The organism is Rheinheimera fenheensis (genome assembly GCF_039871805.1).
Lineage (GTDB): Bacteria > Pseudomonadota > Gammaproteobacteria > Enterobacterales > Alteromonadaceae > Alishewanella > Alishewanella fenheensis.
Map to the genome: position 1 here is coordinate 21,727 of NZ_JBDPJM010000010.1, position 23,866 is coordinate 45,592.

The window sequence follows — 23,866 nt, forward strand, 5'->3', positions numbered from 1 at the left end:
AATCTAGCACGACACCTATGCGGGGAGCAAAATACCAGTGCGGTTTTTAAACAGTAAGGTGTTCACAATTACGCCATACCAGCGCGTAGATAGTCAGCTGCGGATTGGCGCCTAAGCTAGTGGGTAATATTGAGCCATCGAATACCGACAGGTTTTGTAGCTGATGGTGGCGGCCGTTTTGATTGACCACGCCCCTGGTGGGATCTGTACTCATATTACAGCCCCCCATCACATGGGCCGATACTACGGTTTGCTTAAGCTTTTGCATCGGTAAGCTCTGTATTGCCGTTTTGGCCTCTGCCCAACTGCGATAGAGTTTGGCATCGTGGTGGATTGGTAATACCTGCTTAGCGCCAGCGGCAAATTGTAGCTCAGCCATGGCCAGCAGCGCCTGTCGCATGCCCTGCCATAAATAATCGCTAATCGGGTAATCCAGCACTGGCTGCTGCGCATCGTCTAACTGCACGGTGCCGCCCTGGCTTTGCGGGTGAAAGCCATCGCGCAACAGCGCTATGGTCACTTGCAGCTGATTAAATTGCTGCATTAAGGCAGCATGCGCCTCGCCATGACCAATCAGCTTGGTGGCCATAAGAACCGGGTGCAGTGGTGGCACTTCCAGTTTAAATCCTGCCTGTTCGCTGTTATCCGGCCAGACAAACTGATCAGAATAGATCGACTGTGGCGCACCGCTATGGCCATAAATTGCCTCGTCAAACACCGCGCCGGAGATCACCGTCGGGTGCAAATAGGTATGTTTGCCCAGCCGGCCAGACGGATTAGGTACCTTCGAGCGTAGCAGCAGCGCCGGCGAGCCAATAGCGCCGGCAGCGACGATATAATGTTTAGCCCGGATGCTGATTTTAATGTCGGTACGTGGCTGAAAATACTGATCGACCGCCATAGCCGTCAGGCTGGTGATACGCTCACCCTGCCAGTGTAGTTGACGCACCGAAATACGTGAGAGCAGCGTAGCCCCCAGGGCCAGCGCAGAGGGAATAGTACTGACCAGCATCGACTGCTTGGCATTAATCGGGCAGCCCATGCCACAATAGCCCAGATTGGCGCAGCCATTAACGTTGCGGTTAATCACAGTGTACTGCCAGCCCAGTTTTTCACAGCCTTGCTGCAGTTTGGCGTTATTGGCATTGGGCGGTATCGGCCACTGATGGATATTCAGCCGCTGCTCGGCCTTAGCAAAATAAGGTGTTAAGTTGTTATCGCCAGTAAAATTGAGGCCAAATTCGCTTTGCCAGTAGTTAAGCGTTGGCTGTGGGGTGCGGATAGAGGTAGTCCAGTTGACTGTGGTGGAGCCCCCCACTGTGCGGCCCTGTAAAATACCGATAGCCTGATCGCGGGTTTTGCGCGCAGCACCTTCCTGATATAAATTCGGGTAGGCCCAGCGCTCCTCCATAACAAAATCGTCACGGGTGTAATAGGCTCCCTCTTCTAACAGCAACACCTTAAAGCCCGCCTGCGCCAACTGCTCAGCCGCGATACCGCCACCGGCACCGGAGCCAATAATAACGATGTCAGTATCAAATTGCTGATCTTGCGTAAATTGGCTGGCATCTAAGTGGTTGACTGACATCTGTCTATCTCATTAATCTGCTGAAAAAGGGCTGAAGCGACGGTACAAAGTGTCCGCACGACGTGTATTCAGAGTGCCGTTGTTGTAGTTGCGACAAGGAAATTCTCACTTCGCCGCCTTCAACAGCACGTCCCTGTGCTGTCTCAGCCTGCGCGGCATCCCTGCCGCTGCTACGTAAGAACACCTTGTCACAACTTGTCGGCGCCTCTGACAAGCCTATCTAAACCTTGGCGCAGTATAAGCCAGCGCTTGCCAGTGCTCGCTTTGGCCGTAATAAGCACCATATAGCAGCTCGCGCAGGCCATGATAGGCTTGCTGCAATAAGTTTAGGTAGCTGTCACGCCACTGTTGTAACAACGCCAGACGTTGCATAACGCTCAGCTCGGGTAAGTTACTGATCTGGCCAGTTAAGCCCAGTTGGCTAAGCCGATTGGCCAATAAATTAAACAACTGGTGCAGCTCCTGCTGCTGACGCAGTGGCAGGTACGGCATAAAATCGGATACCGCTTGCTGGGTGCGGGCAATTTGTTGCTGTGCCAGGGTCGGATCTTGGGGTAAAACCCCGTACAATAGCGTAGGTAACAATGCAGCGAGTACCCACTGGCGGTTGTCCGTGTCTGGCTGCAGGCTATGCTGCCACAGGCCAATGCCCAACGAGGCGCTAGCAGCCAGGGCAATGCCAGAGAAGATAAACTGCCGCCGATCCATAACGTAGTACCTTGAGTAAAAGTTAACTCATTGTTTATCAGGACACGCTAATTTGCAAGCTCAGATCAGACCAGTAAAGCCCGCACCTTTTCAGCCTGCCTGGTGGCTTAAACACGCCCATTTGCAGACCATTTTTGCCAAATATTTAAGCCCGAAACAGCGCCTGACCACAGAGGCCGAACTGTTCAGTTTGCCCGATGGCGACGAAATTCAGCTAAATTGGCTTAAGCAGACAGCCACTGACGATAAGGCGCCTTTGCTGATTTTACTGCATGGTTTAGCCGGCGATATTAACAGCCACTACATACAGGCCATGCTGGCCCAGTGTCACCAGCTTAACTGGCCGGCAGTGCTGATGCATTTTCGCGGCTGTAACGGCAAGCCTAATAAGCTGCCCCGCGCTTATCATAGCGGTGACACTACGGATGCCGCTTTGGTGATTAGCGAAGTACAACGGCGTTACCCGGCGCGACCATTAGTGGCGGTCGGTTACTCGCTGGGCGGCAATGTGTTGCTAAAATACTGTGGTGAGCAGGAAACAGCTAATCCGCTTAGCGCTGCCGTGGCGGTATGCCCGCCACTGTCGCTGGCCGCCTGCGCCAAACGCATTAACAGTGGTGCCAGTAAGCTGTATCAGCGCTATTTGCTGGGCCGGCTAAAACGCAGCACGCTGGCAAAACTTGCGCAATTTCAGGATTTTCCGCTACCGCTTACGCCAGAGCAGGTGCAGGGCTTTAACAGCATAGAGCAGTTTGACCAGCATTACACCGCGCCAATTCACGGCTTTTTGAATGCGCAGGATTACTACCACAAAGCCAGCGGCAAAGCGTTTTTGCGCCATATCCGTATACCAACGCTGATTATCCATGCCAAAGACGATCCATTTTTAAGTGACGAGGTGATCCCACAAGCCGACGACCTCAGCCCACATATTCACTATGAGTTAACCCAAGGCGGCGGCCATGTCGGTTTTGTCTATGGCAGCGTACTTAAACCGCAGTTTTGGTTAAACCAGCGTATTCCGCAGTTTATTATTGAGCAGTTAACACTATGATAATTCCCCATACCGACCTTGCTGAAGACACGCTAAACAATCTGATTGAATACTATGTGCTGCGCGAAGGCACCGACTACGGCGAACAGGAAGTAACACTGCTGGAAAAAGTGGCCGCCGTGAAACGCCAGCTAAAAAACGGCGAGGTGGTCATCGTATATTCCGAACTGCATGAAACGGTAAATTTGATGCCAAAGCAGCTGTTTTTACAGCAGCAGGACGAACAGCACAGCGCGTCATAAAAACATCACCAAGCTTACATTAAATTGTCATTACAGCAGCTGACACTGGTTTATTAATTTAATAATAAACTCAGGAACTTCAGCATGTTAAAACGTTCTTTGCTGGCACTTAGCTTAGTGTCTATCTTATCTGGCTGCTCGTTAGATGGCGATGATGGTGCAGTGGGTGCCACCGGCCCGGCCGGACAAACCGGTCAGCCGGGTAAAGACTTACCGCGCGCGCTCAATATTGAGGTGATTGGCCGTTTTACCACCGGTATTTACGGTAAGTCGGCAGCTGAAATCGTACAATTTCACAAAGCATCTCATTCGGCTTTTGCTATTAACGCCGCTGAAAATCGCATTGAAGTGATTGCGCTGGCTAACCTACCCATAGCAGCAGTGGGTAATGGCATTACCGATGATAGTTTAAGCTCAGTCCCTTTTACGTTTGCTAATAGCGTGAGTGTTAAAGATGCACAGGGCAATGATGTCACCGTATCCTTGGGTGAAGCCAATTCAATCGCGATTTATGGCGACTTGTTAGCCATCGCCGTAGCGGCACCACTGAAGACCGATAACGGCGCCGTATTGTTTTATAATCTCAGCGCCACTGGCACCGGCAGCTTTGTTAAAGCTGTGGCCGTGGGTGCCCTGCCCGATATGCTAATCTTTACCCCAGACGGCACCAAGGTGCTGGTTGCCAATGAAGGCGAGCCGGATACCAACTACAACGCCGATCCGGAAGGCAGTATTTCCGTCATCAGCCTGACCGATGGCGTACCGGCCGACCTGGCACAGACGATAAATCTCACCACTGATATGGTGTTTAGCTCAGATTTGCTTTCAGCAAGTGATTACGATACCGATGCTAAGCGCCGCACCTTGCTGCAAACTGCTGGGGTAAAATTTGCCGGCCCGGCCGGTACCACCGTAGCGCAGGATTTAGAACCCGAGTACATCACCGTAGCTGCAGACAGTAAAACCGCCTGGGTGTCACTGCAAGAAGCCAATGCGATTGGCATTATTGATCTGGACGCCATGAGCATAGAAATAAAGGCGCTGGGGTTAAAAGACTGGGGCCAATACCTGATTGATTACACCAATGAGGATGAAGTCGCCTCTTTTCGTAAACTGCCAAACGTCTATGGCTTGTACCAGCCGGATTCAATCGCCTCTTATCAATGGAATGGCGCTACCTTTATCGTGTCAGCGAACGAAGGCGACTTACGTGATTGGGATGCCTACTCAGAGGATATCCGCGCAGCTGATATTATTGACCCGGACGAGCTGAATAAAACCTTTAGTACAGAATTACAAGCCTTATATGACGCCACCGGTGGCGATGATGGCTTAGGCCGGTTGAAAGTGACCGCCGCGCTGGTTGACCCGGATAACGATGGCGTTGTAGAAAAACTCTACGCCTATGGCGCCCGCTCGTTCTCAATCTGGGATCAAAACGTCAACATGGTGTACGACTCCGGTGATGATTTTGGCCGTATTTCCGCCGCTATTTTGGGCAATAACTTCAACAGCGCCCATACCGAGAACAAAGGCGATAACCGCTCGGATGATAAAGGCGGCGAGCCTGAAGCTATTGAGGTCGGCACCATTGAAGGCCGCACCTATGCCTTTATTGCACAGGAGCGTAGCGGAGACTTATTTGTTTATGATGTCACCAACCCGTTTCAGGCCAGCTTTGTCAGTCACTATATCAACCGCGACTTTGACGTCAGCTTTGAATTGGATGACGACCTGACCGAGCCGTGTGATATTACTGAAGGCATGGACTGTACCGAAGTGCCATTGGCAGGGGATTTGGGCCCGGAGAGTATTAAATTTGTCTCTGCAAGTGACAGTCCGAATGGCAATGCCTTATTGATTATCGGTAACGAAGTCAGCGGTACAGTAACCGTATATCAGGTCACAGAGCAGTAAAACCCGCTGCGAGCCGGCAGCAAACCGGCTCGCATTCTCACCTCACTGTTAGTATACTGCTCCCGTCCAAGTAAACCGGAGTGTTGTAACCAACCTGTATGAGCCTTTTAATCGCTTTTGTCGTTTTGTCAATTGCAGTATCCTTTATCTGTTCTATCCTCGAAGCAGCCCTGCTGTCGATTACCCCAAGCTATATTGCCCAGCAAAAACTTACCCGGCCTAAACTGTACGAACAGCTTAAAGTGCTAAAAGACAAGATAGATCAGCCGCTGGCGGCCATTCTTACATTAAATACCGTGGCGCATACCGTGGGTGCAACCGGTGTCGGCGCTCAGGTAACGATAGTGTTTGGCGATGGTTATCTGGGGATCGCCTCGGCGGTGATGACCATCCTTATTCTGGTGTTGTCGGAAATTATGCCGAAAACCATAGGCGCGCGTTACTGGCCACAACTAGCACCCATATTGCCTTTTGTGCTGAACAGCATGATCACACTGCTTAAGCCGTTTATCTGGTTATCTGACCAAATAATGAAGTTATTCGGTGGCGGCCAGCACGAGCATGATTTACGTCAGGAAATTAAAGCCCTAACCGTATTAGGCCGCGAGCTAAACAAGCTGGATGAAGACGAACAGCGGGTTATTGCAAATATTCTCGACCTGCACGATATTAAAGTACGCGACATTATGACGCCGCGCACCGTGTGTGAAACTGCCAGCCCGGATGAAAGCCTGGATGCCTTTGCCGAGCGGGTAAAAGTGGGGCAGTTTTCCCGCTACCCGGTGCTGGATAAAGACGAAGCGCCGTTGGGTATCGCCTTTCGTTATGACATGCTCGATATTACTGATCAGCAAACCGTGGCCGATATTATGAAGCCGGTAAAAGTCATTTCCGACAAAATGAGCGCAGAGCAGTTAATGACCCAGCTAATGCACGAGCGCCAGCATATGTGTTTAGTGTACGACGAATACGGCAGTTGGCTGGGGCTGGTTACCATGGAAGATGTAATAGAAACCATTATTGGCCAGCCGATTATGGATGAAACTGATGACATTCCTAACATGCGCCGTTTTGCCAAACGCCGTTGGGAGCACAAATTAAAGAATCTGTCTGACGATTAACCGCAACATAAGAAACAGGCCGCTGTTGCGGCCTGTTTTATTAGTAAATCACTAATGCACTTACACTTTAAACTTACTCACCAGCTCATTTAGCTGTACCGCTAGGCGGGTTAGCTCACCGGCGCTGGCTGTGGTCTGGTTAGAGCCGGCAGCGGTTTGCGCAGCCAGGTCACTGATGGTGACAATATTGCGGTCAATCTCGCGCGCCACTTTCGACTGCTCTTCTGCTGCGCCAGCAATGACGTGGTTTTGATCGCTGATGGCCATAATATTCTCTGAAATCAGCTCCAGCGCATCAGCCGCCAGCTTAGCCACATTCTGCGCATTGTCGGCATTGCCGCTAATCAGCTGCATCGCATTGACAGCTTCTTTTGCTGACGCTTGTACCTGCTGGATCATCTGCTCAATTTCGCCGGTCGAGGTTTGAGTGCGATATGCCAGACTACGCACTTCGTCGGCTACCACGGCAAAACCACGGCCAGCCTCACCGGCACGTGCCGCCTCAATAGCGGCGTTTAGTGCCAGCAGGTTGGTTTGGTCAGCCACACTACGAATAACTTCTAGCACCTGGTTAATCGACGATACTTTGTCAGCCAGCGTATTAATCACCTGGGTGCTCTGGCGCACATCAGCATTCATTTTTTCAATCACGCTGCTGGTTTGCACCACTTTTTGCGTACCGTCTTTAGCCAGATTAGCCGACTGCGAAGAAGCTTCGGAGGTTTTAAGGGCCGTACCCGCCACTTCATCTACCGCTGAGCTCATCTCGGTAATCGCCGTTGCAGCCTGCTGCACTTCATCGTTTTGCAGTTGTAGTGCTTTAGCTGACTCATCTGTTACCACATTTAATTCTTCAGCGGCAGAGGCTAACTGACTGGAAGAGCTGGCGATATGACTGATAGCGTCGCGCAGCTTTTGCTGCATCTGCTTTAATGCCTGGGCTAAATCGGTTAACTCGTCGCTACCGTCGACTGTCAACGGTTGGGTTAAATCGCCCTCCGCAATATAACGGGCAGATTCTACGGCCTGTGTTAGCGGCTGGCTGATACTGCGCGAGATCAGTACCGACACCAGTACAGCAATAGCCACTGACACGATGATAAGAATAATGACGGCCATTTTTGCGTTGTCATAAGTTGCAATAGACGATTTACGCGCTTCGTCTGCAGCTTTGTGGTTTATGTCTGATAACTGTTTTAGCTGCTCTGCAATTTCAGAAGCTACAGGGTTAATCTGGTCAAGCAAGTCCTGCGCTGCACCCAGCTCTTCCTTTAGCAGTAAATCCATTGCTTGCTGTTGCAAATCAAAATATTTTTGCCGCGACACTTTATACTGGCCAAAAATCACCCGCTCTTGCGCATCAAAAATCGAGTCTTCATAAGGCTTTTCTATGCTTAGGATCTCTTCCCGCAATGCTTTTATCGTGTCAAACGTTTCACCTTCCTGGGTAATATCAATCGACAATAATAAGCGCAGTGTTAAGGCTCTATTGCGGTTAATAACAGTGCCAAGCGAGCCAATACCAGCAACTCCGGGCACCACGGCGGTTTCAACAAAATCGGCTTGTTCACGCACCTTAGAAAGGCTTTGCAAGCTAAACAAACCGGTTATAGTTAATAATAATGCCAGGGCGCCAAAAGCGGCCAATAATCGTTTTTGAATACTTATGCTGCGTAACATTCATCACCTCATTTATGCCTTGGGCAAAGTTTTGCTTGTGTAAAGCAATGGCCTGGCAGAAAACACTTACTAAACAATATTTAGCGGCTGCACTGAGGTTTACTTTAGTCAGATTGTTAACTGCTTACCAGTACTGCGGCAAAATTCTCTTTGACATCGCTGGAATAAAAAAAGCCGCAGTTGCGGCTTTTTCTGAGACAGGAGTGCAGCTTACAGCTGCGGGCCGGCAGCCACTAAGGCTTTACCTTCGGCGTTGTCGGTAAACTTCACAAAGTTATCAACAAACCGTTTGGCTAAATCTTTCGCCTTCACATCCCAGTCCGCAGTATTAGCATAGGTGTTACGTGGGTCAAGAATAGCGTTATCTTCCACGCCAGCTAAGGCTGTCGGCATCGCCAGGTTAAAGTAAGGCAGCTGCACAAACTCGGCATTTTCAATGCTGCCATCTAAAATGGCATCAATAATAGCGCGGGTGGCTTTAATTGAAATACGCTTGCCGGTGCCGTTCCAGCCAGTATTCACTAAATACGCCTCTGCGCCAGACGCTTCCATCCGCTTGCCCAGCACTTCAGCGTATTTGGTTGGGTGCAGGCTTAAGAATGCGGCACCAAAACAGCTGGAGAAGGTTGGCGTAGGCTCAGTAATACCGCGCTCAGTGCCGGCCAGCTTAGCGGTAAAGCCAGACAGGAAGTGGTACTTAGCCTGTTCTTTGGTTAGCTTAGATACTGGCGGTAACACACCAAAGGCATCAGCCGTTAAAAAGATAACCTTTTTCGCATGGCCGGCTTTAGACACAGGCGTAACGATATTATCAATATGATAAATTGGGTAAGACACACGGGTGTTTTCGGTTTTTGAACCGTCGTTAAAGTCGATTTCGCCATCGCCCAGTACAGTGACGTTCTCTAATAAGGCGTCACGACGGATAGCATTGTAGATATCCGGCTCATTTTCTTTCGACAGGTTGATAGTTTTCGCATAACAACCGCCTTCGAAATTAAATACGCCATCATCATCCCAGCCGTGTTCGTCATCACCAATCAGCTGACGCTTAGGGTCAGTTGATAATGTGGTTTTGCCGGTGCCCGACAAACCAAAGAACACTGCCACGTCACCATCTTTGCCGACATTAGCCGAACAGTGCATTGACGCTATGCCTTTAAGTGGTAAAAAGTAGTTCATCATTGAGAACATACCTTTTTTCATCTCACCACCGTACCAGGTGCCGCCAATCAGTTGGATACGCTCGGTCAGGTTAAAGGCAACAAAGTTTTCAGAATTCAGGCCATGACGCTGCCAATCCGGGTTAGTACACTTGGCGCCGTTCATTACGATGAAATCTGGCTGGTAAGTTTTCAGCTCTTCATCCGTAGGGCGGATAAACATGTTCTTAACGAAATGCGCCTGCCAGGCCACCTCAGTGATAAAACGTACCGCCAGACGGGTGTCCGCATTAGCACCACAAAAGGTATCTACCACAAATAAACGCTTACCAGACAGCTGCTTAGTTACTAATGCTTTTAAGTCTGCCCACACTTCGGGTGTAATAGCCTTGTTGTCGTTTTTACCCTGATCAGACCACCAAACGGTGTCACGGGTGGTGTCATCGCGCACGATGTATTTATCTTTTGGCGAGCGGCCGGTAAAAATACCAGTATCGACTGAAACCGCGCCCAGTTTGGTCAGTTTGCCTTGTTCATAACCTTGTAAATCAGTGCGGGTTTCTTCCGCAAACAGTTGATCATACGAAGGGTTATAAATAATTTCCGTGACATCTGTTATGCCGTATTGGCGCAGATCCAGATCGGACATGTTGTAACTCCTAAGGGTACTGTAGGTAAGGGTGCAGTCTCTGACGGACTTATTTTTCTGGTGCTTTTATCACAACTCGACGTTTTTCTGTGCAAAAACCCGGCGGCATAATAGCGTTTTTTCCGCAGAAAAGATAGTTAGCAAAACGGCTGATTTGGCTAAAAACCGCGTCAGTGCTGGTTTTGCCACACTATGCAGTTTTATTGCGTAGTTATGAAAGCAGATTGGTAAGGGCAGCTGAAAGCTTTCAGCACTACAGGCTTAGGTCACGCTCGGTGCGCCGGGCTTTAATCAGTTCTGGCCAGGGTGTACTGGCCTGCCCCATCACCATAAAGTCGGGGTTGGCCAAGGTATCGCGCTGGTTATAGCTTAACGGGGTAAATTCACTGTCGAGAATCTTGCCGCCGGCTTCTTCTACGATCACATGCACAGCGCCGGTGTCCCACTCGCCGGTGGGCCCCAGTCGCAGGTAGCAATCGGCCTTGCCTTCCGCCACTAAACAGCTCTTTAGTGAGCAGCTACCCAAGGCAATATACTCCACAGCGTGTTCACTGTTTAGCAAGTCGACAATAGGCTGCAACGGCTGGCGGCGGCTGACAGCAATTTTCAGCGTGTCGCCTTTATGGTGTTGGTTTACCCGGATACGGTTAATCAGATTACGTTGCTGTTTAAAGGCACCATTACCGCGGCTAGCGTAGTACAAGATGTCTTCTTTGGGCCAGTAAATTACGCCTAATGCCGGCCAATCCCGCTCGACCAAAGCAATGCTAACGGCAAAGTCACCGCTTCGGGCGACAAACTCCTGGGTGCCATCCATTGGATCAATTAACCAATAACGTGGCCAGTGCTGACGCTGCATTAACGGCGCCAGTTTTGACTCTTCTGAAATAATAGGGATATCGGGTGTCAGTTCAGACAAGCGCTCGATGATAATACGGTTCGCCGCCAAATCGGCGCTGGTCACCGGACTCTGGTCGGCTTTTTGTTGCTGCTGAAAGTCACCACTTTGGTACAACTGCCACAAGGTTGCCCCGGCCTCTTTGGCCGCCGCTTTAACAGGTTCCAGCAGTTTGCTTAAAAACATCCGGGTTCGCTTCCAAATAGTGCTGCGCAAGTAACAGCGCAGCGACACTTCTGGCTTCAGTAAAGTCGGCCTGTTGCAGCAAGGCTTCGGCTTCGGCGCGTGGCCAGCTTACCAGCTCCAGCGGCTCGGGCTCATCGCCAATCAGGCTTTCTGCATATAAATCAAAGGCCAAAACTATATGCATTGTAGCATTAAAATAGCCCGGGGCGAGCGCCAGCGATTTTAGCTGCACAAAGCGGTGGGCGCCAAAGCCAATCTCTTCTTTCAGCTCACGGTTGGCGGCGGTAATAACATCTTCGCCCGGATCAATTAAGCCTTTGGGAAAACCCAGCTGATAATCATGGGTGCCGGCGCAGTATTCCCGCACCAGGTAAAGATGCTCAGGGTCTGGGCAGGCAATGATCATCACGGCACCACGGCCACTGCCGCGCATACGCTCGTAGGTGCGCTGCTCGCCATTACTAAACTTCAGCTCTAACTGCTCAATTTTAAACAAACGGCTTTGCGCCACAATTTCAGTGCCTAAAATGTCGGGCTTTTGTTTATTACCGGGCTTGTCATCCTGCCGCTGCGTCATGCTGCCACCTCTGGTACAATCCAAGCAGTTACTATAAAACGATTAACAGGAAAAACCTATGCTGAACTGGGCACAAATTGATACCGTGCTGTTGGATATGGATGGCACCCTGCTCGATCTGCACTACGACAATTATTTCTGGCTACAGCATTTACCCAAACGTTGGGCCGAAATTAGCGGCATCAGTCAGCAGCAGGCTGAACAGCAATTAAAAGCCGAGTATGCTGAGCTTACCGGTAAACTGGAATGGTATTGCCTGGATTACTGGGGCAAACGGCTTCAGCTGCCGATCAACGAGCTAAAACGCGAAGTGATGCACAAAATTGCCATGCGCGCCGATGTGCCGGAGTTTCTTACCGCCCTTAAGCAAAGTGGCCGCCAGATTGCGCTGGTGACTAACGCCCACCCGGATAGCCTGTCGCTTAAAATAGAGCGCACTGAACTGGCCAGTTATATCGATACGTTAATTTCGACCCATGAATTTGGCGTGACGAAGGAAAACTGGGCGCTGTGGCAGAAGCTGCAGCAGCGGCTCGGTTTTAACCCCGAGCGCACACTGTTTATCGACGACAGCCTGCCCATACTTAAAGCAGCGCAGGATTTTGGTATTAAACACTTGCTGGCAGTCGCCAACCCGGATAGCCAGCAGTTAAGCCGGCAAATCACCGAGTTTCCCGCCATTACCGACTACACCGTCCTGCTGGATGATATCCGCAATTTTAGCGCTGGCTAAGCCGGCGCTTAAAAGCTTAAGCGATACCGCCCTTCTGCATCAGGCTTGCCAAGAAATTGCATCGCCTGGTGCACTTCTTCCGGCAGGCTTGGCTCGGGTTTTAGCGTGCCATTCACCAGCAACTGTTCGGCATTTATTACCGCTTTAATATCCAGCCCCAATACGTTAGCGCCGTCAGTGGTTATCGCCACAGTGCCGTTGTCGCAACTGAGCGTGCCGAACAGCTGTTGTAAATCCAGCCAGGTACCGGTAGGCGTTTGCAGGCGGGCATTTTGCCAGCTGGCACTGCCCTTAAGTTTGTTACACCAAGGCTGGCCCTGACGGTACTGGGTAATATCCAGTACCAACTCGCCACTGGCATCGACCGGCAACGGCAGTGGCAATAAGGGCACCAGGCTGGAAACTGGCAGACTGATCAGGCTGTTATCCAGCGCAGCACCGCCTAAGCCATAGCTGGCTACGGCGCTTAAGTATGGCACACTGCTTTGTTGCAGACTGCCGCTTTGCAGGCTAAAAGCCAGCTTACCGCGTAGTAGCTGCCAGCCTTGTAGCTGCCAGCGGATACGGTCAAACTGCAGTTGTTGATACTGTGCAGCACTTACCTCGCCCTGCCATAAGGTACCGCTGCTGGCACCTAACTGCAGCTGAGGCGGCAGCGGCAGCAGCTTTAGCCACCAGCTGACAGGCGTGAGCAATAGGGTAAATAACAGATAGCTAATTACACCGATTACGATAAGTTTGGTCTTTGTCATACTGCCGGTTTACTCCACTACCATTCGTCGCACCCGCACTATACCGGGTTTATCGGCCAGCGCCACATCCAGGCTGACCAGCTGCACACCGTGCTGATATTGCAGCGCATGCAACCAGCCCAGTAGCTGCTCAAAGCTGACATCTTCCAACACCAGTGTTAGCTGCTGGTTTTGCGGCTGCATCCGGCTAACGCGAATGCCGCTGCTGCGGGCACTGTTACTGATAATTTGCGCCACACTGCCACTGCGGCTAACTGTGCTACTACCGGCAGCCTGCAGCTGGGGTAACAGCTGCTGCAGCTGGCTTAACTGGCGCTGGGCTGCCTCGATTTTTTGTTGCTGGGTATCGCGGGCATTGTGCAGCGGTTGCCATAGCAGCCAGTAAAACAAGCCAATTGCCATTACCACACCAGCGCCGGCCACCAAACGCTGCTCTCGACTTTGCAGGCTGCTCCACCACTGTATCAGTTGCTGTTTCATTGTGCCCCCCGCATAGCAACACTGCCCTGTACTTTGTCGCCATCGTTACTCAGCGCACCCTGCTCCACACTAAAGCCGGCTTGCTCCAGGGCAGTTTTCAGCCGCTCAAAACTTTGAAAGCCATCGCCCTTGGCCTGAAAACGCAGTTCGGCCCTTTTGCTGTCAAAGCGTAAATTGTCCAGGCTGATATCAGGCACCTTAGCCAATTGTTGCTGTAAGCTTTGTAGCAGGGTTAAAAAGCTTTGCTGCTGCGCCCCGCCGCTGGCGGCCAATTTTTGTTGTACCTGACGGCTTAAATTGACGATACGCTCATCCGGAAAGGCCTGTAAATACAGCTGCCGGCTTTGTTCGCTAAGCACCGCCGCCTGGCGCGATAATTGATAACTTGTGGCGCCTAACTGCAGCAAATACAGCGCCAAACAGCCCAGCGCCAACAGCGCCGGTGTGCGCCAGATTTGCCAGTAGCGGTTTACCTGCCGCTTGGGTTTGTACTCGCCCTGCAATAAGGTGAAATCCTGTTTATCCAGCTCACTGGCCAGCAGCGCCAGTGGCAGCTCAGGCTCTGCAAGTTGATGACTTTGCAGCAACTCTTCGGGCCAGGGACTGTAACTGGTTAACATCGGCAGTGCCGCTAATTGCAGATAGTCCGGCCACCAGTTGGCTTCTATTGCTGATACCTGCCAGCTGCTTTGCTTTAACAGCCACTGTTGCTGCAACTGAATACAGGCCGGCAGTTGCTTTTCGGGCAGTAACAGCGCATCGGGCAGCATACGGCTAACACTAAAACCGGCATGTTGCAGCCAGTCCAGCCACTGCGCTAAGCGCTCGCGCTGACAAATAGCGACTTGCTGGCTGTATTGGCCTTCGTGCTGTACTACTTTACCCAACGCCAAAAACAGCTGCTCAATGTCCTCTGCCTGCTCTTCTTCCAGCATGTACGGCAGCGCCTGCAGTACCTGGCGATTGGGTTTGCCCGGCAGCGCCACTTGCTTTAATACCACATCAGATGCCGGCACCAGTGCCACCACCGGCCGTGTACCCAGCCGCTCGGCCAGTTCAACCAAGGCATCGGCACCCGGCAACTCGCCACTGGCAATCACTTCCTGGCTATGGCTGGCCCATACCAGCCAACTGATGCTGTGCTCTGCCCGGCTGCCAAGCCGGATCACCAACTGTTCACTCACCCCTGGCCTCCAAATCGCCGGGCCAATACTTTGACCTGATTATTATCATTTATTTTAAATACCGACGTTAACACAAAACCGCTTTCCAGATAGGCCGCGGTGGCCACTAACTGAAAGCTATCTGATTTTAATGTCAGCAGGCTTTTAACCTCATCGCTGACGGTTATACCGGCTAACTCTGCGCTGCCAAATACGTCATCCAAGGTGGCAAACCCCTGTTCGGGCCGGTTGGCAATCAGATCTTGCGCCGCCTGTTCGGCTAACTCCGGAATAAGTGCTGCCAGCAGCACTGCCGTGTCCTCGGTTAGGGTATTCACATTTAGCTGCAGGCTGCTGTCTTCGGGTATGACACAAACATAAGGCGCCAACAACTGATAGTCTGCTACGGTCAGATCCAGTATCACCCTCAGCTCAGACACGCTGGCCATCAGCGTATTGGCACTGTAGTACGGAAAACGCAGCGCAGCATAGTCGTCCTCTTCGGCACCACCGGCGCTATTGAGCAAGCTGTCTTCGTCTAACCAATCGCCGAGGCGGGCCAGCAGATATTCCGCCGGCATCGACAACTCTGTCGCTTTTAATTCTAACAAGCGTAAAAACGCTTTTTGTGCTGCAGTTTGCTCAACCCGGCCTCCGCTGGCTGGCTGTACATTTTGCAGCGCATTTAAATTAAAGCAGCTGCGCAAATCTGTCATCTCGCCGGCGATAGTGCCATCTTCCACCGGAAAGCTGGCGCCACTCAGCGCCCAGTCCTGGCCCAGGTGCACCGTTTCTTCGCCGGCTAAAGTGCGGGCTAACAACACCCGGGCAAACTGCTCGGCGCCCATGGCATACCAAAACGCCTGCTGTTGTTGCTGCAGGTTTTGCTGGCGCTGCAATTGCAGTTGCAAGCGGCCTGTCATGTTTACGGCTATCACCACCACAATGGCGATGATCATTAACACCGCCACTAAGGCAACACCTTGTTGTTTGCGCTGCGCCGGTTTGGTCATTATTCGCGGCTCCCGCTACTTACCGCTGCATCGGGCATAATAAAAATGCGCTCAATGCGGCCTAAGTTTTCGTCAGTCAGGACCACCCGCACCGCTGAGGGAAAATTACCATCCTGCCAGCGCTCCAGCCACTCTTCACCCTGCAGGTATTGCAGCTCAAAACCGGTTAAACCGCTTTGCAGCGCCTGCACTTTAGGCTCGGTACCGGTGACGGCATCCGGATACAGGCTGTACAAGCGTTGTAACGTGCCTTCCTGCAGCCGGTAGGCCACAGTTTGAATTTCACTGCGCGGTAATATCATACCGGGATTACGCCAGCCCTGACGGGCCAAGCTCACACCATGATCGTCGCTATTTAAGAAAAACTTCTCGCCCATCAGCCGGTTCTTTTGCGGCGCTTCACCGTCAATCCGCACGTGGCGCAGGCTAATTTGCATAAAATCACGTTCTAACATCAGCATGGTACGCTGCAGCTCTATCAGCCGGGTGCTGGCCTGCTGCGATAGCTCATCACTTTGTGTCACGCTGGTTAAAATAGCCACCGAAGCCAGGCCGACCAGAGCAAAAATGGCCGCCGCCAACAGCATCTCGATAAAGGTAAAACCGCGAGTCGCTTTACGCACCGGGTTTACCTTTATAGCTTTGCAGCTGAAATAACACCTGCTCTGGCGCTTCGGCCAGACTGACGCGTATCTGCACCAAACGCAAATCGTTATCTGGCACCTTAATCAGTTGCTGTTGCCACAGCCAGCTGCGGTTAGCCATTTCCAGCTCGCCCTGACGTTTTTCGTTTCCCGGCCACTCAGTATCTAACAGCGCCAGCTGCATTTGGTTATTGGCAATGTAACCGGCCATGGTTAACTCGTCTAACTGGCTTAAACTGCGAATATGCGCCGAACTGGCCTGCATAATGGCCATACCGGCGGTAGCAAAAATAGCCATGGCTACAAGTAGCTCCAGCAAGGTAAAACCGCGTTTTATCATGGCAGCGCCTCTGAGGCTGCGGTGCGGCTAAGCGGTATGCTAAAGTCGGTCGAGACGCTGCTGTACAGTGGGGTTAAGTCCGATGCTTCGGTAAACAGCAGCTGAAACGGGCTGATCTCACCCGAGGATAAAATAAACACCTGCGGCAGCACCGGTATTTTACTGTCTAGCTCTGGCTGCTCGTCGTCTTCGCTTTGCCAGTCCAGCTGGCTGAGTAAATTGGTCTCTTCGCCCGGTAAGCCTTCTAATTCCAATTGCAGGCTAATATGCTCTGGCAGTTTATATTGCTCCAGGCTGGCAGGCTCAGTGGCGGGTAACCATTTGGCATCGCTGGTACTGTAATACAAAAAGCCATAGTGATTCGGTGCGACATAAAGCCCCCACTCCTGCTGCTTTAGCATGGCGGTTTCAGCGACAAACTGAAACAGTTGTGTGAAACGCTCAGCTTCTTTTTCCAGCCGCTCTTCGCGTGACTCACCGGTAAAATTCATCACCACTGTGGTGGCTAATAAGCCGATAAGCAGCATCACCAGCATCACTTCAACTAAAGTGAAGCCTTGTGGGCGCTGTAATACCGGCTGGCGCAACATTAGTTGTTACTGTCCTGGTTGTCATCTAGGTTCCAGTTACCGATATCATCATCGGTGCCGGCAGTACGGTCTGGCCCTTTACTTAAAATATCAATGCGGCCAACCTGGCCCGGGCTTATCAAAATGTAATCTTCATCCCACGGATCTTTCGGTAAACGGCGGATAAAGCCGCCTTCCGGAAAAGCACGTGGTACCGGCTGTGACGTAGGCGCCGTCACTAAGGCCTGCATGCCCTGCTCTGTAGTAGGGTAAAAGCCATTACGCAGTCGGTACATATCCAGCGCGCTTTCCAGTTGCTGAATATCTACCACGGCTTTTTGCCGGGCGGCCTGTTCCTGGTTACCAATCAGGTTGGGCACCACCATACTGGCGATAATACCCAGGATCACGATAACCACCATCACTTCCAGCAAGGTAAAGCCCTGCTGTTTTTTGTTCTGTTGCCTTTGCATACTAACCACCACCTACCATATTGTTTAACGCTAAAATTGGCTGCAAAATTGCCATCACAATAAATAACACCATACCGGCCATAACCGCGACCAGCACCGGCTCAAACACCTTTAACGATACCGTCACCAGAGTTTCAAACTCACGGTCCTGCGTATTGGCGGCGCGCTCCAGCATCGAATCTAACTGGCCGCTTTTTTCACCGCTGGCAATCATATGCAGCATCATCGGCGGGAACAGCTTGGTTTGCTCCAGCGCATTACGCAGCGAAGTGCCCTCGCGCACCCGACCGGTTGCCTCACTCACTGCCTGTTTCATATAAGTATTGCTTAGCACGTCTGCACTGATGCGCATGGCTTCCAGTAGCGGCACCGCAGAGGCATTTAAAATACTTAAGGTACGGGCAAAACGGGCAGTGTTTAACCCCTTGGTGACTTTACCCAGCACACGGCTTTTTAGCACCAGCGCATCCCAGCGAAAACGAAACGCGGGCTTTAGCAGTGCCCGTTTAAACGCCACCAGTGCCAGCATAATGGCGATTAATACAAAAACACCGTAAGCGCGCAAAAAATCACTGGCGGCAATTAAAAATAAGGTAGTACCGGGCAGGGATTGGCCCATATGTTCAAACTGGCCGACGATTTTCGGCACTACCGCGGCCAGCAAGATGGAGATCACCAGCACAGCAAAACAAGTAAGGATAATAGGGTACAGCAAGGCCTGTAAGATCTGGCTGCGCATATGCTGACGCTGCTCGGTGTAATCAGCCAGCCGGTTTAATACCTGATCTAAATGGCCGGATTTTTCCCCCGCCGCCACCATAGAGCGAAACAGATGATCAAACACGTGCGGAAACTCGGCTAAGCCTTCAGCCAGGCTGTAACCTTCAACTACCTTAGAGCGCACCGTCATCATCATGTTTTTCAGCCGTGGCTTGTCACATTGCTCGGCCACCGCCAACAACGCGCTTTCAATCGGCAGTGCGGCTTCGACTAACGTTGCCAGTTGGCGGGTAATTAATGCCAGCTCTGATGCTGATATTTTGCGCTTAAACCATTGACTGCCCGAGGCCAGCAGTTTCTCTTGCTGTGATGCCAGGCCAACGCTGACCGGCGTTAGCTTTTGTTCACGCAACAAACTGCGGGCATGGCGGGCGTTATCGGCCTCCAGCACGCCTTTGCTGCTTTTACCTCTGGCATCCAGAGCCTGATATTCAAAGGCCGGCACTACAGATCCTCACGGGTAACGCGCAACACTTCTTCCAGTGTGGTTTCGCCGTTTAACACTTTACTAAAGCCGTCGGCGCGGATGCTGGGGCTGTGCTGACGCACGTATTTTTCAATCGCCTGCTCGCCTTTGCCATTATGGATAAGCTCGCGGATATGCTCATCAACCAGCAGCAACTCATGAATGCCGGTACGGCCACGATAACCGGTCTGATTACAATGCTCACAGCCGGTCGCGCGGTAAATAATCACCTCGTCTTTTTTACTGACGCCCAGCAGATTACGCTCTTCTTTGTCCGGCTCGTGCGCCGCTTTACAGTGCGGACACAGAGTACGCACCAGACGCTGCGCCAAAACGCCAAGCAAACTGGACGATAATAAAAACGCTTCCACACCCATATCCTCTAACCGGGTAATGGCGCCAGCGGCGGTATTAGTGTGCAAAGTTGATAACACTAAGTGGCCGGTTAAACTGGCCTGCACGGCAATTTGCGCCGTTTCTAAGTCGCGAATTTCACCCACCATTACTACGTCCGGGTCCTGGCGCAAAATGGCGCGCAAACCACGGGCAAAGGTCATATTCACCTTGGTATTGACCTGAGTTTGGCCTATGCCTTCCAGCTCGTATTCAATCGGATCTTCAACGGTAAGAATATTGCGATCTTTGGTGTTTATTTCGGTAAGGCCGGCATACAAGGTGGTACTTTTACCCGAGCCGGTGGGGCCGGTGACCAGAATAATGCCGTGTGGCTTTAAAATAAGCTGTGAAAACGCCTGCTGTACTGACAAGGTCATGCCCAAATCGGCTAAATTCAGGTGCGAGTTATTTTTATCCAGTAAACGCAGCACGACCCGCTCACCATGACTTGATGGCATGGTCGACACCCGCACATCTACCGCCCGGCCGGCAATGCGTAAACTGATACGGCCATCCTGCGGTACACGCTTTTCGGCAATATCTAATTTGGCCATAACCTTAATGCGCGATACCAGCAAGCTGGATAAACGCCGGTTTGGCCGCAGCACTTCACGTAAAATGCCATCTACCCGAAACCGTACTATTAAGGCTTTTTCAAAGGTTTCCACGTGGATATCTGAGGCGCCAAGCTTAATGGCTTCACCCAGCATGGCGTTAATCAGCTTGATGATAGGCGCATCATCTTCATTTTCCAGTAAGTCTTCGCTTTCCTGAATATCATCAGCCAACGAGGCTAAATTGACCTCGTTACCGATATCTTCCATCAGCTGCTGTGCTTCTGAGGAGTCTCGCTGATAACTGGCTTCGAGCATGGCTTCAAACTCGGTCGCCGACAAACGCTGGATCTGAAACGGTTCAGCCAGCAGACGGCGCACTTCTAATACCGCATCGGGCGCGGTAGCGGCATGAATATACAGCTGCCAGCCTTGTGCTTGCCGTGCCAACAGCACGCCGTGGCGCTTGGCAAAACCAAAGGGTAAGCGGATATTACGGCTGGCCGGCTGCACCTGCTCTTCGTGAAGCGCCTGCATCAGTCCTGCTTCCCTGGCTGCTCAGTCGCGGGTGCTGGCGTGCCTTGTTTGTTCATATACTCATCAAAAGTAGGCGGCAGCGTTAGCGAGTCATCCCATTCTGGCAGCACCACCTGCTTGGTAAATGGCATTAAACGGATGCCCTCTTCGTCACGCTTTAACTGCTCAGCACGGATATAGTTGTACTTGGTTTTTGAGATGCCGGAAATGGCCGAACCTTCGCGCACTATGGTGGCTTTAATAAACACCATCAGGTTACGTTTTTGCTTGGTGACACTGGTCGATTTAAATAAATGCCCCAGCACCGGAATATCGCCCAGCAACGGCACCTTAGACTCGCTTTCCTGCACGTCTTCATCAATCAAGCCACCTAGCACCACGGTAGCGCCATCGTCGGCCATCACAGTGGTTTTAATTTCACGCTTGTTTATGGTGATATCCACTGCTGTGGCACCGCCAATGCTGGACACTTCCTGCTCTATGGTCAGCTGTACAGCATCACCTTCGTTAATTTGCGGCGTCACTTTTAACTTGATGCCCACCTCCTGCCGGTCAACCTGCTGGAATGGGTTAGTGTTGTTTGAACCTGTGGTAGAGCCGGTAATCACCGGCACTTCCTGACCAACCAGGAAAAACGCTTCCTGGTTATCCATGGTAGTGATATGCGGTGTGGCCAGTACGTTAGAGTTAGTGCTGGTGCGAACGGCTTGCAAAATAGCTGCCCAATCGCCCTGATAAAAGCCCAGCATGGCGCCGTTTAAGCCACTTAATACCTGTGCCAGTACCGAATAATCCCGGTTAGAGTCTGGTGAGGTTTGGGTAACCGGCACGCCATCGACGATGGTGGTGGTAGTGCTACCTGGCGTTACCTGTGATGCCACTGCGGCACCTGCTGCAACGCCGATAATCGGGATGGTATTACCGTTATTAAAGTTAGTACCGCCACCGTTGGCATTTAACCACTGCACACCAAAGTCGGTGCCGTCACCTTCAAATACTTCAACAATAATGGCTTCCACCAATACCTGAGCCCGGCGGATATCCAGCTGGCGTAATACTTCTTCCAGTGAGCGCATCATATCCGGCTGCGCAGTGATCACCAGTGAGTTACTGTCGGCGTGCGCTTCAATACTAATCGCCCGGCCCGGGTTAGCTGCGGCTGTGCGCCCGCCCTGGGCACCGGCAGTGCCGCCCTGTACTTCCGCTACGATAGATTCACTCACGCCTTTTAGTACTGGCACCAGCTCTTCAGCTTTGGCGTACTTTAAATAAAACACCCGGGTGTTACCGCTGGTTTGTAGCTCACTGTCCAGCCGTTTAGCCAGTTCAATCACGCGCTGACGCGCCTGTAATTCGCCGCTGACAATCACGCTGTTGGTGCGCTCGTCCGCAACAATGCGTGGCACCAGGAAATCGGGCTGCTCGGCCCGGCCCTGGCTTTTATAAATACTTTCCAAAATACGCACGATTTCTGGCGCTGAGGCATATTGCAGTTTAACGATCTCCAACTCCTGATCGCCGGCTTTGTCTACGCGCTGAATAATATCCACCAGACGGTTAACCACTGCCGCCGGGCCGGTCATCATAATCACATTGGACGGGTCATAGTTCACCACATGACCACCACCGGCCTGGTTACTAAACTGACGCAGCAAGGGAGCCAGCTCACGTACCGACACATTACGCACCTGCACCACCCGGGTGACCATTTCATCACCCTGCCCAGGGTTGGTATCGCTCACCACCGGAATATTGCTGGTTTTGGCGTCTTTATTGCGCACTACTTTTAATACGCCATTGTCCATTTCAACTACGGCAAAGCCATACACTTCCAGCACGTTTAAGAAAAACTGGTAGTATTGCTGCTCGTTGAGCATCTCATAGCTACGCACATTGACGCGGCCGCGCACTTGCGGGTCAACAATAATGGTTTTTTTCAGATTCATACCAACGATATTAATAAACTCGTTGATGTCGGTGCCTTTGAAGTTTGGCGAGTACATCACCTCTTCCTGCGCCATTACCGCGGCGCCAGGGATGATGGTGGTCAGCGCGGTAGCGACCAGTAGGCTGGCCAGCGTGCGACGGGAGAAAAAACTTAATTGCCCTGATTTCATTATGCTACAACCAATTCGTTTTAATAATTATTGTGACAGGCTTACCAGAATGTCTCTGATCTCACCATCGCGTTCTATTTTTATTGCGGCTTCTTTGGCATCACGCAATTCGTTAATCACGTTCATCGCCTGCTGCATGTCGGTTAATGCAATACCATTAATTTCTATCGCCAGATCATTAGGCTGCAATCCCAGCTGGGTAAACAAGCTGGCATCTTTACCCGGTGTTAAACGGTAGCCCAGCAACTGTCCTTGCGGCCGGTGCGGTGACACCCGAATGTAATCGAAAAACTTCATAGGTTCTGCGATAAGCTCTTCACGGCGGATATCCAGCTCCTCAGACAGTTCCAGCGGCTGCATTTCCATCGGCTCCGGTGCCGGTGCTAAATCACCGCTGCTGTCGTCTACCGCGACTAATTCATCAGAGCGGCCCAGGCCCGCATTTGCCTGCGCAATTTTGGTGTATTCAATACCGTCGAGCATCAGGGTTTCAAAACGGCCAGCCTGTAACAACAATACTCTGTCGGCCAACACCTGCTTTAATACTGCACTGGTGCCCTCAATGGTATCTTCTACGGCATAGGTCGCTTCACTGCCGCGGCTTTCAATAATAGCGCTGCCTTTGGCAGGATCAGCGGCCAGCGCCACCACACCGGTCAGCTTAACATTCAGCTGGGTTTTCGGCGCTTCAGTCACCACAGGTTGCACCGCTTTTACCGGCTCTGAACTGGCTTTACCAAACAGTGCAAAGCTGGTTAATGCCGGTAAACTCACCCCAGAACCTGTGGATGTGCTGGTGGTTGCCGGCATGACAGGCGTCAGCGCTGTCGCAGCCGGCGTCGGCACCAGCTGCCAGCTTAAGCGGGCCAGTAACCAGGCCAGCAGAATAACCAATAGCAGGTTTAGCCACGGCTGTACCCGCTGTATCGGTAGTTTGTCGAGTTGTTGTAACAACTGCTGTATATCGGGTAACGGCTTCATTGCTCACACTTGCCTGAAAAACGAAATTTATCTTAACCAGTTGTGTTTACACCAACAAGTCATCCGCGAACTTTTACAACATATT

23 protein-coding genes are annotated in these 23,866 nt (G+C 51.6%); 5 read left to right on the forward strand and 18 right to left on the reverse strand.

Annotated features, from left to right (window positions below):
• Positions 1-46 precede the first annotated feature (46 nt).
• Together ABGI61_RS13390 and ABGI61_RS13395 are read right to left on the reverse strand one after the other, a co-directional pair.
• On the reverse strand, positions 47-1,588 hold the full coding sequence (locus tag ABGI61_RS13390) for a GMC family oxidoreductase N-terminal domain-containing protein (RefSeq protein WP_347601889.1): 1,542 nt from the start codon (positions 1,586-1,588) through the stop codon (positions 47-49).
• Between the two features lie 216 nt (positions 1,589-1,804).
• The gene (locus tag ABGI61_RS13395; RefSeq protein WP_347601891.1) at positions 1,805-2,296 is read right to left on the reverse strand and encodes a hypothetical protein; all 492 of its coding nucleotides are present in this window, start codon (positions 2,294-2,296) and stop codon (positions 1,805-1,807) included.
• Positions 2,297-2,348: 52 nt separating this feature from the next.
• Here ABGI61_RS13395 and ABGI61_RS13400 point away from each other — a divergent pair, with 52 nt between their 5' ends.
• From ABGI61_RS13400 to ABGI61_RS13415, 4 genes are all read left to right on the forward strand, one after another.
• Complete coding sequence (locus tag ABGI61_RS13400) at positions 2,349-3,350, forward strand: hydrolase (protein ID WP_347601893.1); 1,002 nt, start codon at positions 2,349-2,351, stop codon at positions 3,348-3,350.
• Complete coding sequence (locus tag ABGI61_RS13405; protein WP_347601895.1) at positions 3,347-3,592, forward strand: YheU family protein; 246 nt, start codon at positions 3,347-3,349, stop codon at positions 3,590-3,592. Before ABGI61_RS13400 ends, ABGI61_RS13405 begins: the two co-directional genes overlap by 4 nt.
• 84 nt (positions 3,593-3,676) lie before the next feature.
• A complete protein-coding gene (locus ABGI61_RS13410; RefSeq protein ID WP_347601897.1) occupies positions 3,677-5,509 on the forward strand; it encodes a choice-of-anchor I family protein in 1,833 nt (610 codons plus the stop codon).
• 98 nt (positions 5,510-5,607) lie between these two features.
• A complete protein-coding gene (locus ABGI61_RS13415; RefSeq protein WP_347601899.1) occupies positions 5,608-6,630 on the forward strand; it encodes a CNNM domain-containing protein in 1,023 nt (340 codons plus the stop codon).
• 60 nt (positions 6,631-6,690) lie between these two features.
• Here ABGI61_RS13415 and ABGI61_RS13420 read toward each other — a convergent pair whose 3' ends face one another.
• The 4 genes from ABGI61_RS13420 to nudE form a co-directional block, all read right to left on the reverse strand.
• Positions 6,691-8,310 (reverse strand): methyl-accepting chemotaxis protein, encoded by a 1,620-nt coding sequence (locus ABGI61_RS13420; protein ID WP_347601901.1) that lies wholly within the window; start codon positions 8,308-8,310, stop codon positions 6,691-6,693.
• A gap of 210 nt (positions 8,311-8,520) precedes the next feature.
• A complete protein-coding gene (gene pckA / locus ABGI61_RS13425) occupies positions 8,521-10,122 on the reverse strand; it encodes a phosphoenolpyruvate carboxykinase (ATP) (protein ID WP_347601902.1) in 1,602 nt (533 codons plus the stop codon).
• 253 nt (positions 10,123-10,375) lie between these two features.
• The gene (gene cysQ / locus ABGI61_RS13430) at positions 10,376-11,206 is read right to left on the reverse strand and encodes a 3'(2'),5'-bisphosphate nucleotidase CysQ (RefSeq protein WP_347601904.1); all 831 of its coding nucleotides are present in this window, start codon (positions 11,204-11,206) and stop codon (positions 10,376-10,378) included.
• Positions 11,175-11,783, reverse strand: a complete 609-nt coding sequence (nudE, locus tag ABGI61_RS13435; protein WP_347601906.1) for an ADP compounds hydrolase NudE — start codon at positions 11,781-11,783, stop codon at positions 11,175-11,177. Before nudE ends, cysQ begins: the two co-directional genes overlap by 32 nt.
• Positions 11,784-11,841: 58 nt before the next feature.
• Between nudE and yrfG the strand changes: the two genes are divergently transcribed.
• Entirely contained in the window at positions 11,842-12,516 is a 675-nt protein-coding gene (gene yrfG, locus ABGI61_RS13440; protein ID WP_347601908.1) for a GMP/IMP nucleotidase, read from the forward strand.
• An 8-nt stretch (positions 12,517-12,524) separates the two neighbouring features.
• Here yrfG and ABGI61_RS13445 read toward each other — a convergent pair whose 3' ends face one another.
• The 12 genes from ABGI61_RS13445 to gspC are packed head-to-tail and all read right to left on the reverse strand — an operon-like array spanning position 12,525 to position 23,781.
• Positions 12,525-13,268 (reverse strand): type II secretion system protein N, encoded by a 744-nt coding sequence (locus ABGI61_RS13445; protein WP_347601910.1) that lies wholly within the window; start codon positions 13,266-13,268, stop codon positions 12,525-12,527.
• Positions 13,269-13,277: 9 nt separating this feature from the next.
• Positions 13,278-13,748, reverse strand: coding sequence for a type II secretion system protein M (locus ABGI61_RS13450; RefSeq protein ID WP_347601911.1), 471 nt, complete (start codon positions 13,746-13,748; stop codon positions 13,278-13,280).
• Positions 13,745-14,932, reverse strand: a complete 1,188-nt coding sequence (gene gspL / locus ABGI61_RS13455; RefSeq protein WP_347601913.1) for a type II secretion system protein GspL — start codon at positions 14,930-14,932, stop codon at positions 13,745-13,747. The genes ABGI61_RS13450 and gspL overlap by 4 nt, the downstream gene beginning before the upstream one ends.
• On the reverse strand, positions 14,929-15,924 hold the full coding sequence (gene gspK / locus ABGI61_RS13460) for a type II secretion system minor pseudopilin GspK (RefSeq protein ID WP_347601915.1): 996 nt from the start codon (positions 15,922-15,924) through the stop codon (positions 14,929-14,931). The genes gspL and gspK overlap by 4 nt, the downstream gene beginning before the upstream one ends.
• Positions 15,924-16,547 (reverse strand): type II secretion system minor pseudopilin GspJ, encoded by a 624-nt coding sequence (gene gspJ / locus ABGI61_RS13465; protein WP_347601917.1) that lies wholly within the window; start codon positions 16,545-16,547, stop codon positions 15,924-15,926. Before gspJ ends, gspK begins: the two co-directional genes overlap by 1 nt.
• Positions 16,540-16,908 carry a type II secretion system minor pseudopilin GspI gene (gspI, locus tag ABGI61_RS13470; RefSeq protein ID WP_347601919.1) on the reverse strand — a complete coding sequence of 123 codons (369 nt, stop codon included), beginning with the start codon at positions 16,906-16,908 and terminating at the stop codon, positions 16,540-16,542. Before gspI ends, gspJ begins: the two co-directional genes overlap by 8 nt.
• Positions 16,905-17,498, reverse strand: coding sequence for a type II secretion system minor pseudopilin GspH (gene gspH, locus ABGI61_RS13475; protein ID WP_347601921.1), 594 nt, complete (start codon positions 17,496-17,498; stop codon positions 16,905-16,907). The genes gspI and gspH overlap by 4 nt, the downstream gene beginning before the upstream one ends.
• On the reverse strand, positions 17,498-17,950 hold the full coding sequence (gspG, locus tag ABGI61_RS13480; RefSeq protein ID WP_347601923.1) for a type II secretion system major pseudopilin GspG: 453 nt from the start codon (positions 17,948-17,950) through the stop codon (positions 17,498-17,500). Before gspG ends, gspH begins: the two co-directional genes overlap by 1 nt.
• A gap of 1 nt (position 17,951) precedes the next feature.
• A complete protein-coding gene (gspF, locus tag ABGI61_RS13485) occupies positions 17,952-19,175 on the reverse strand; it encodes a type II secretion system inner membrane protein GspF (RefSeq protein ID WP_347601925.1) in 1,224 nt (407 codons plus the stop codon).
• A complete protein-coding gene (gene gspE, locus ABGI61_RS13490) occupies positions 19,175-20,683 on the reverse strand; it encodes a type II secretion system ATPase GspE (RefSeq protein ID WP_347601927.1) in 1,509 nt (502 codons plus the stop codon). Before gspE ends, gspF begins: the two co-directional genes overlap by 1 nt.
• The gene (gspD, locus tag ABGI61_RS13495; protein WP_347601929.1) at positions 20,683-22,800 is read right to left on the reverse strand and encodes a type II secretion system secretin GspD; all 2,118 of its coding nucleotides are present in this window, start codon (positions 22,798-22,800) and stop codon (positions 20,683-20,685) included. Before gspD ends, gspE begins: the two co-directional genes overlap by 1 nt.
• Positions 22,801-22,827: 27 nt before the next feature.
• Positions 22,828-23,781: a type II secretion system protein GspC gene (gspC, locus tag ABGI61_RS13500; protein ID WP_347601931.1), complete on the reverse strand. Its 954-nt coding sequence runs from the start codon at positions 23,779-23,781 to the stop codon at positions 22,828-22,830.
• Positions 23,782-23,866: the final 85 nt, after the last annotated feature.

Coding starts and splice junctions, on each gene's coding strand:
- ABGI61_RS13390 (WP_347601889.1), bottom strand. CDS start 1,588: ATGTCAGTCAACCACTTAGATGCCAGCCAATTTACGCAAGATCAGCAA.
- ABGI61_RS13395 (WP_347601891.1), bottom strand. CDS start 2,296: ATGGATCGGCGGCAGTTTATCTTCTCTGGCATTGCCCTGGCTGCTAGC.
- ABGI61_RS13405 (WP_347601895.1), top strand. CDS start 3,347: ATGATAATTCCCCATACCGACCTTGCTGAAGACACGCTAAACAATCTG.
- ABGI61_RS13410 (WP_347601897.1), top strand. CDS start 3,677: ATGTTAAAACGTTCTTTGCTGGCACTTAGCTTAGTGTCTATCTTATCT.
- ABGI61_RS13415 (WP_347601899.1), top strand. CDS start 5,608: ATGAGCCTTTTAATCGCTTTTGTCGTTTTGTCAATTGCAGTATCCTTT.
- ABGI61_RS13420 (WP_347601901.1), bottom strand. CDS start 8,310: ATGTTACGCAGCATAAGTATTCAAAAACGATTATTGGCCGCTTTTGGC.
- pckA (WP_347601902.1), bottom strand. CDS start 10,122: ATGTCCGATCTGGATCTGCGCCAATACGGCATAACAGATGTCACGGAA.
- cysQ (WP_347601904.1), bottom strand. CDS start 11,206: ATGTTTTTAAGCAAACTGCTGGAACCTGTTAAAGCGGCGGCCAAAGAG.
- nudE (WP_347601906.1), bottom strand. CDS start 11,783: ATGACGCAGCGGCAGGATGACAAGCCCGGTAATAAACAAAAGCCCGAC.
- yrfG (WP_347601908.1), top strand. CDS start 11,842: ATGCTGAACTGGGCACAAATTGATACCGTGCTGTTGGATATGGATGGC.
- ABGI61_RS13445 (WP_347601910.1), bottom strand. CDS start 13,268: ATGACAAAGACCAAACTTATCGTAATCGGTGTAATTAGCTATCTGTTA.
- ABGI61_RS13450 (WP_347601911.1), bottom strand. CDS start 13,748: ATGAAACAGCAACTGATACAGTGGTGGAGCAGCCTGCAAAGTCGAGAG.
- gspK (WP_347601915.1), bottom strand. CDS start 15,924: ATGACCAAACCGGCGCAGCGCAAACAACAAGGTGTTGCCTTAGTGGCG.
- gspI (WP_347601919.1), bottom strand. CDS start 16,908: ATGATAAAACGCGGTTTTACCTTGCTGGAGCTACTTGTAGCCATGGCT.
- gspH (WP_347601921.1), bottom strand. CDS start 17,498: ATGTTGCGCCAGCCGGTATTACAGCGCCCACAAGGCTTCACTTTAGTT.
- gspG (WP_347601923.1), bottom strand. CDS start 17,950: ATGCAAAGGCAACAGAACAAAAAACAGCAGGGCTTTACCTTGCTGGAA.
- gspE (WP_347601927.1), bottom strand. CDS start 20,683: ATGCAGGCGCTTCACGAAGAGCAGGTGCAGCCGGCCAGCCGTAATATC.
- gspD (WP_347601929.1), bottom strand. CDS start 22,800: ATGAAATCAGGGCAATTAAGTTTTTTCTCCCGTCGCACGCTGGCCAGC.
- gspC (WP_347601931.1), bottom strand. CDS start 23,781: ATGAAGCCGTTACCCGATATACAGCAGTTGTTACAACAACTCGACAAA.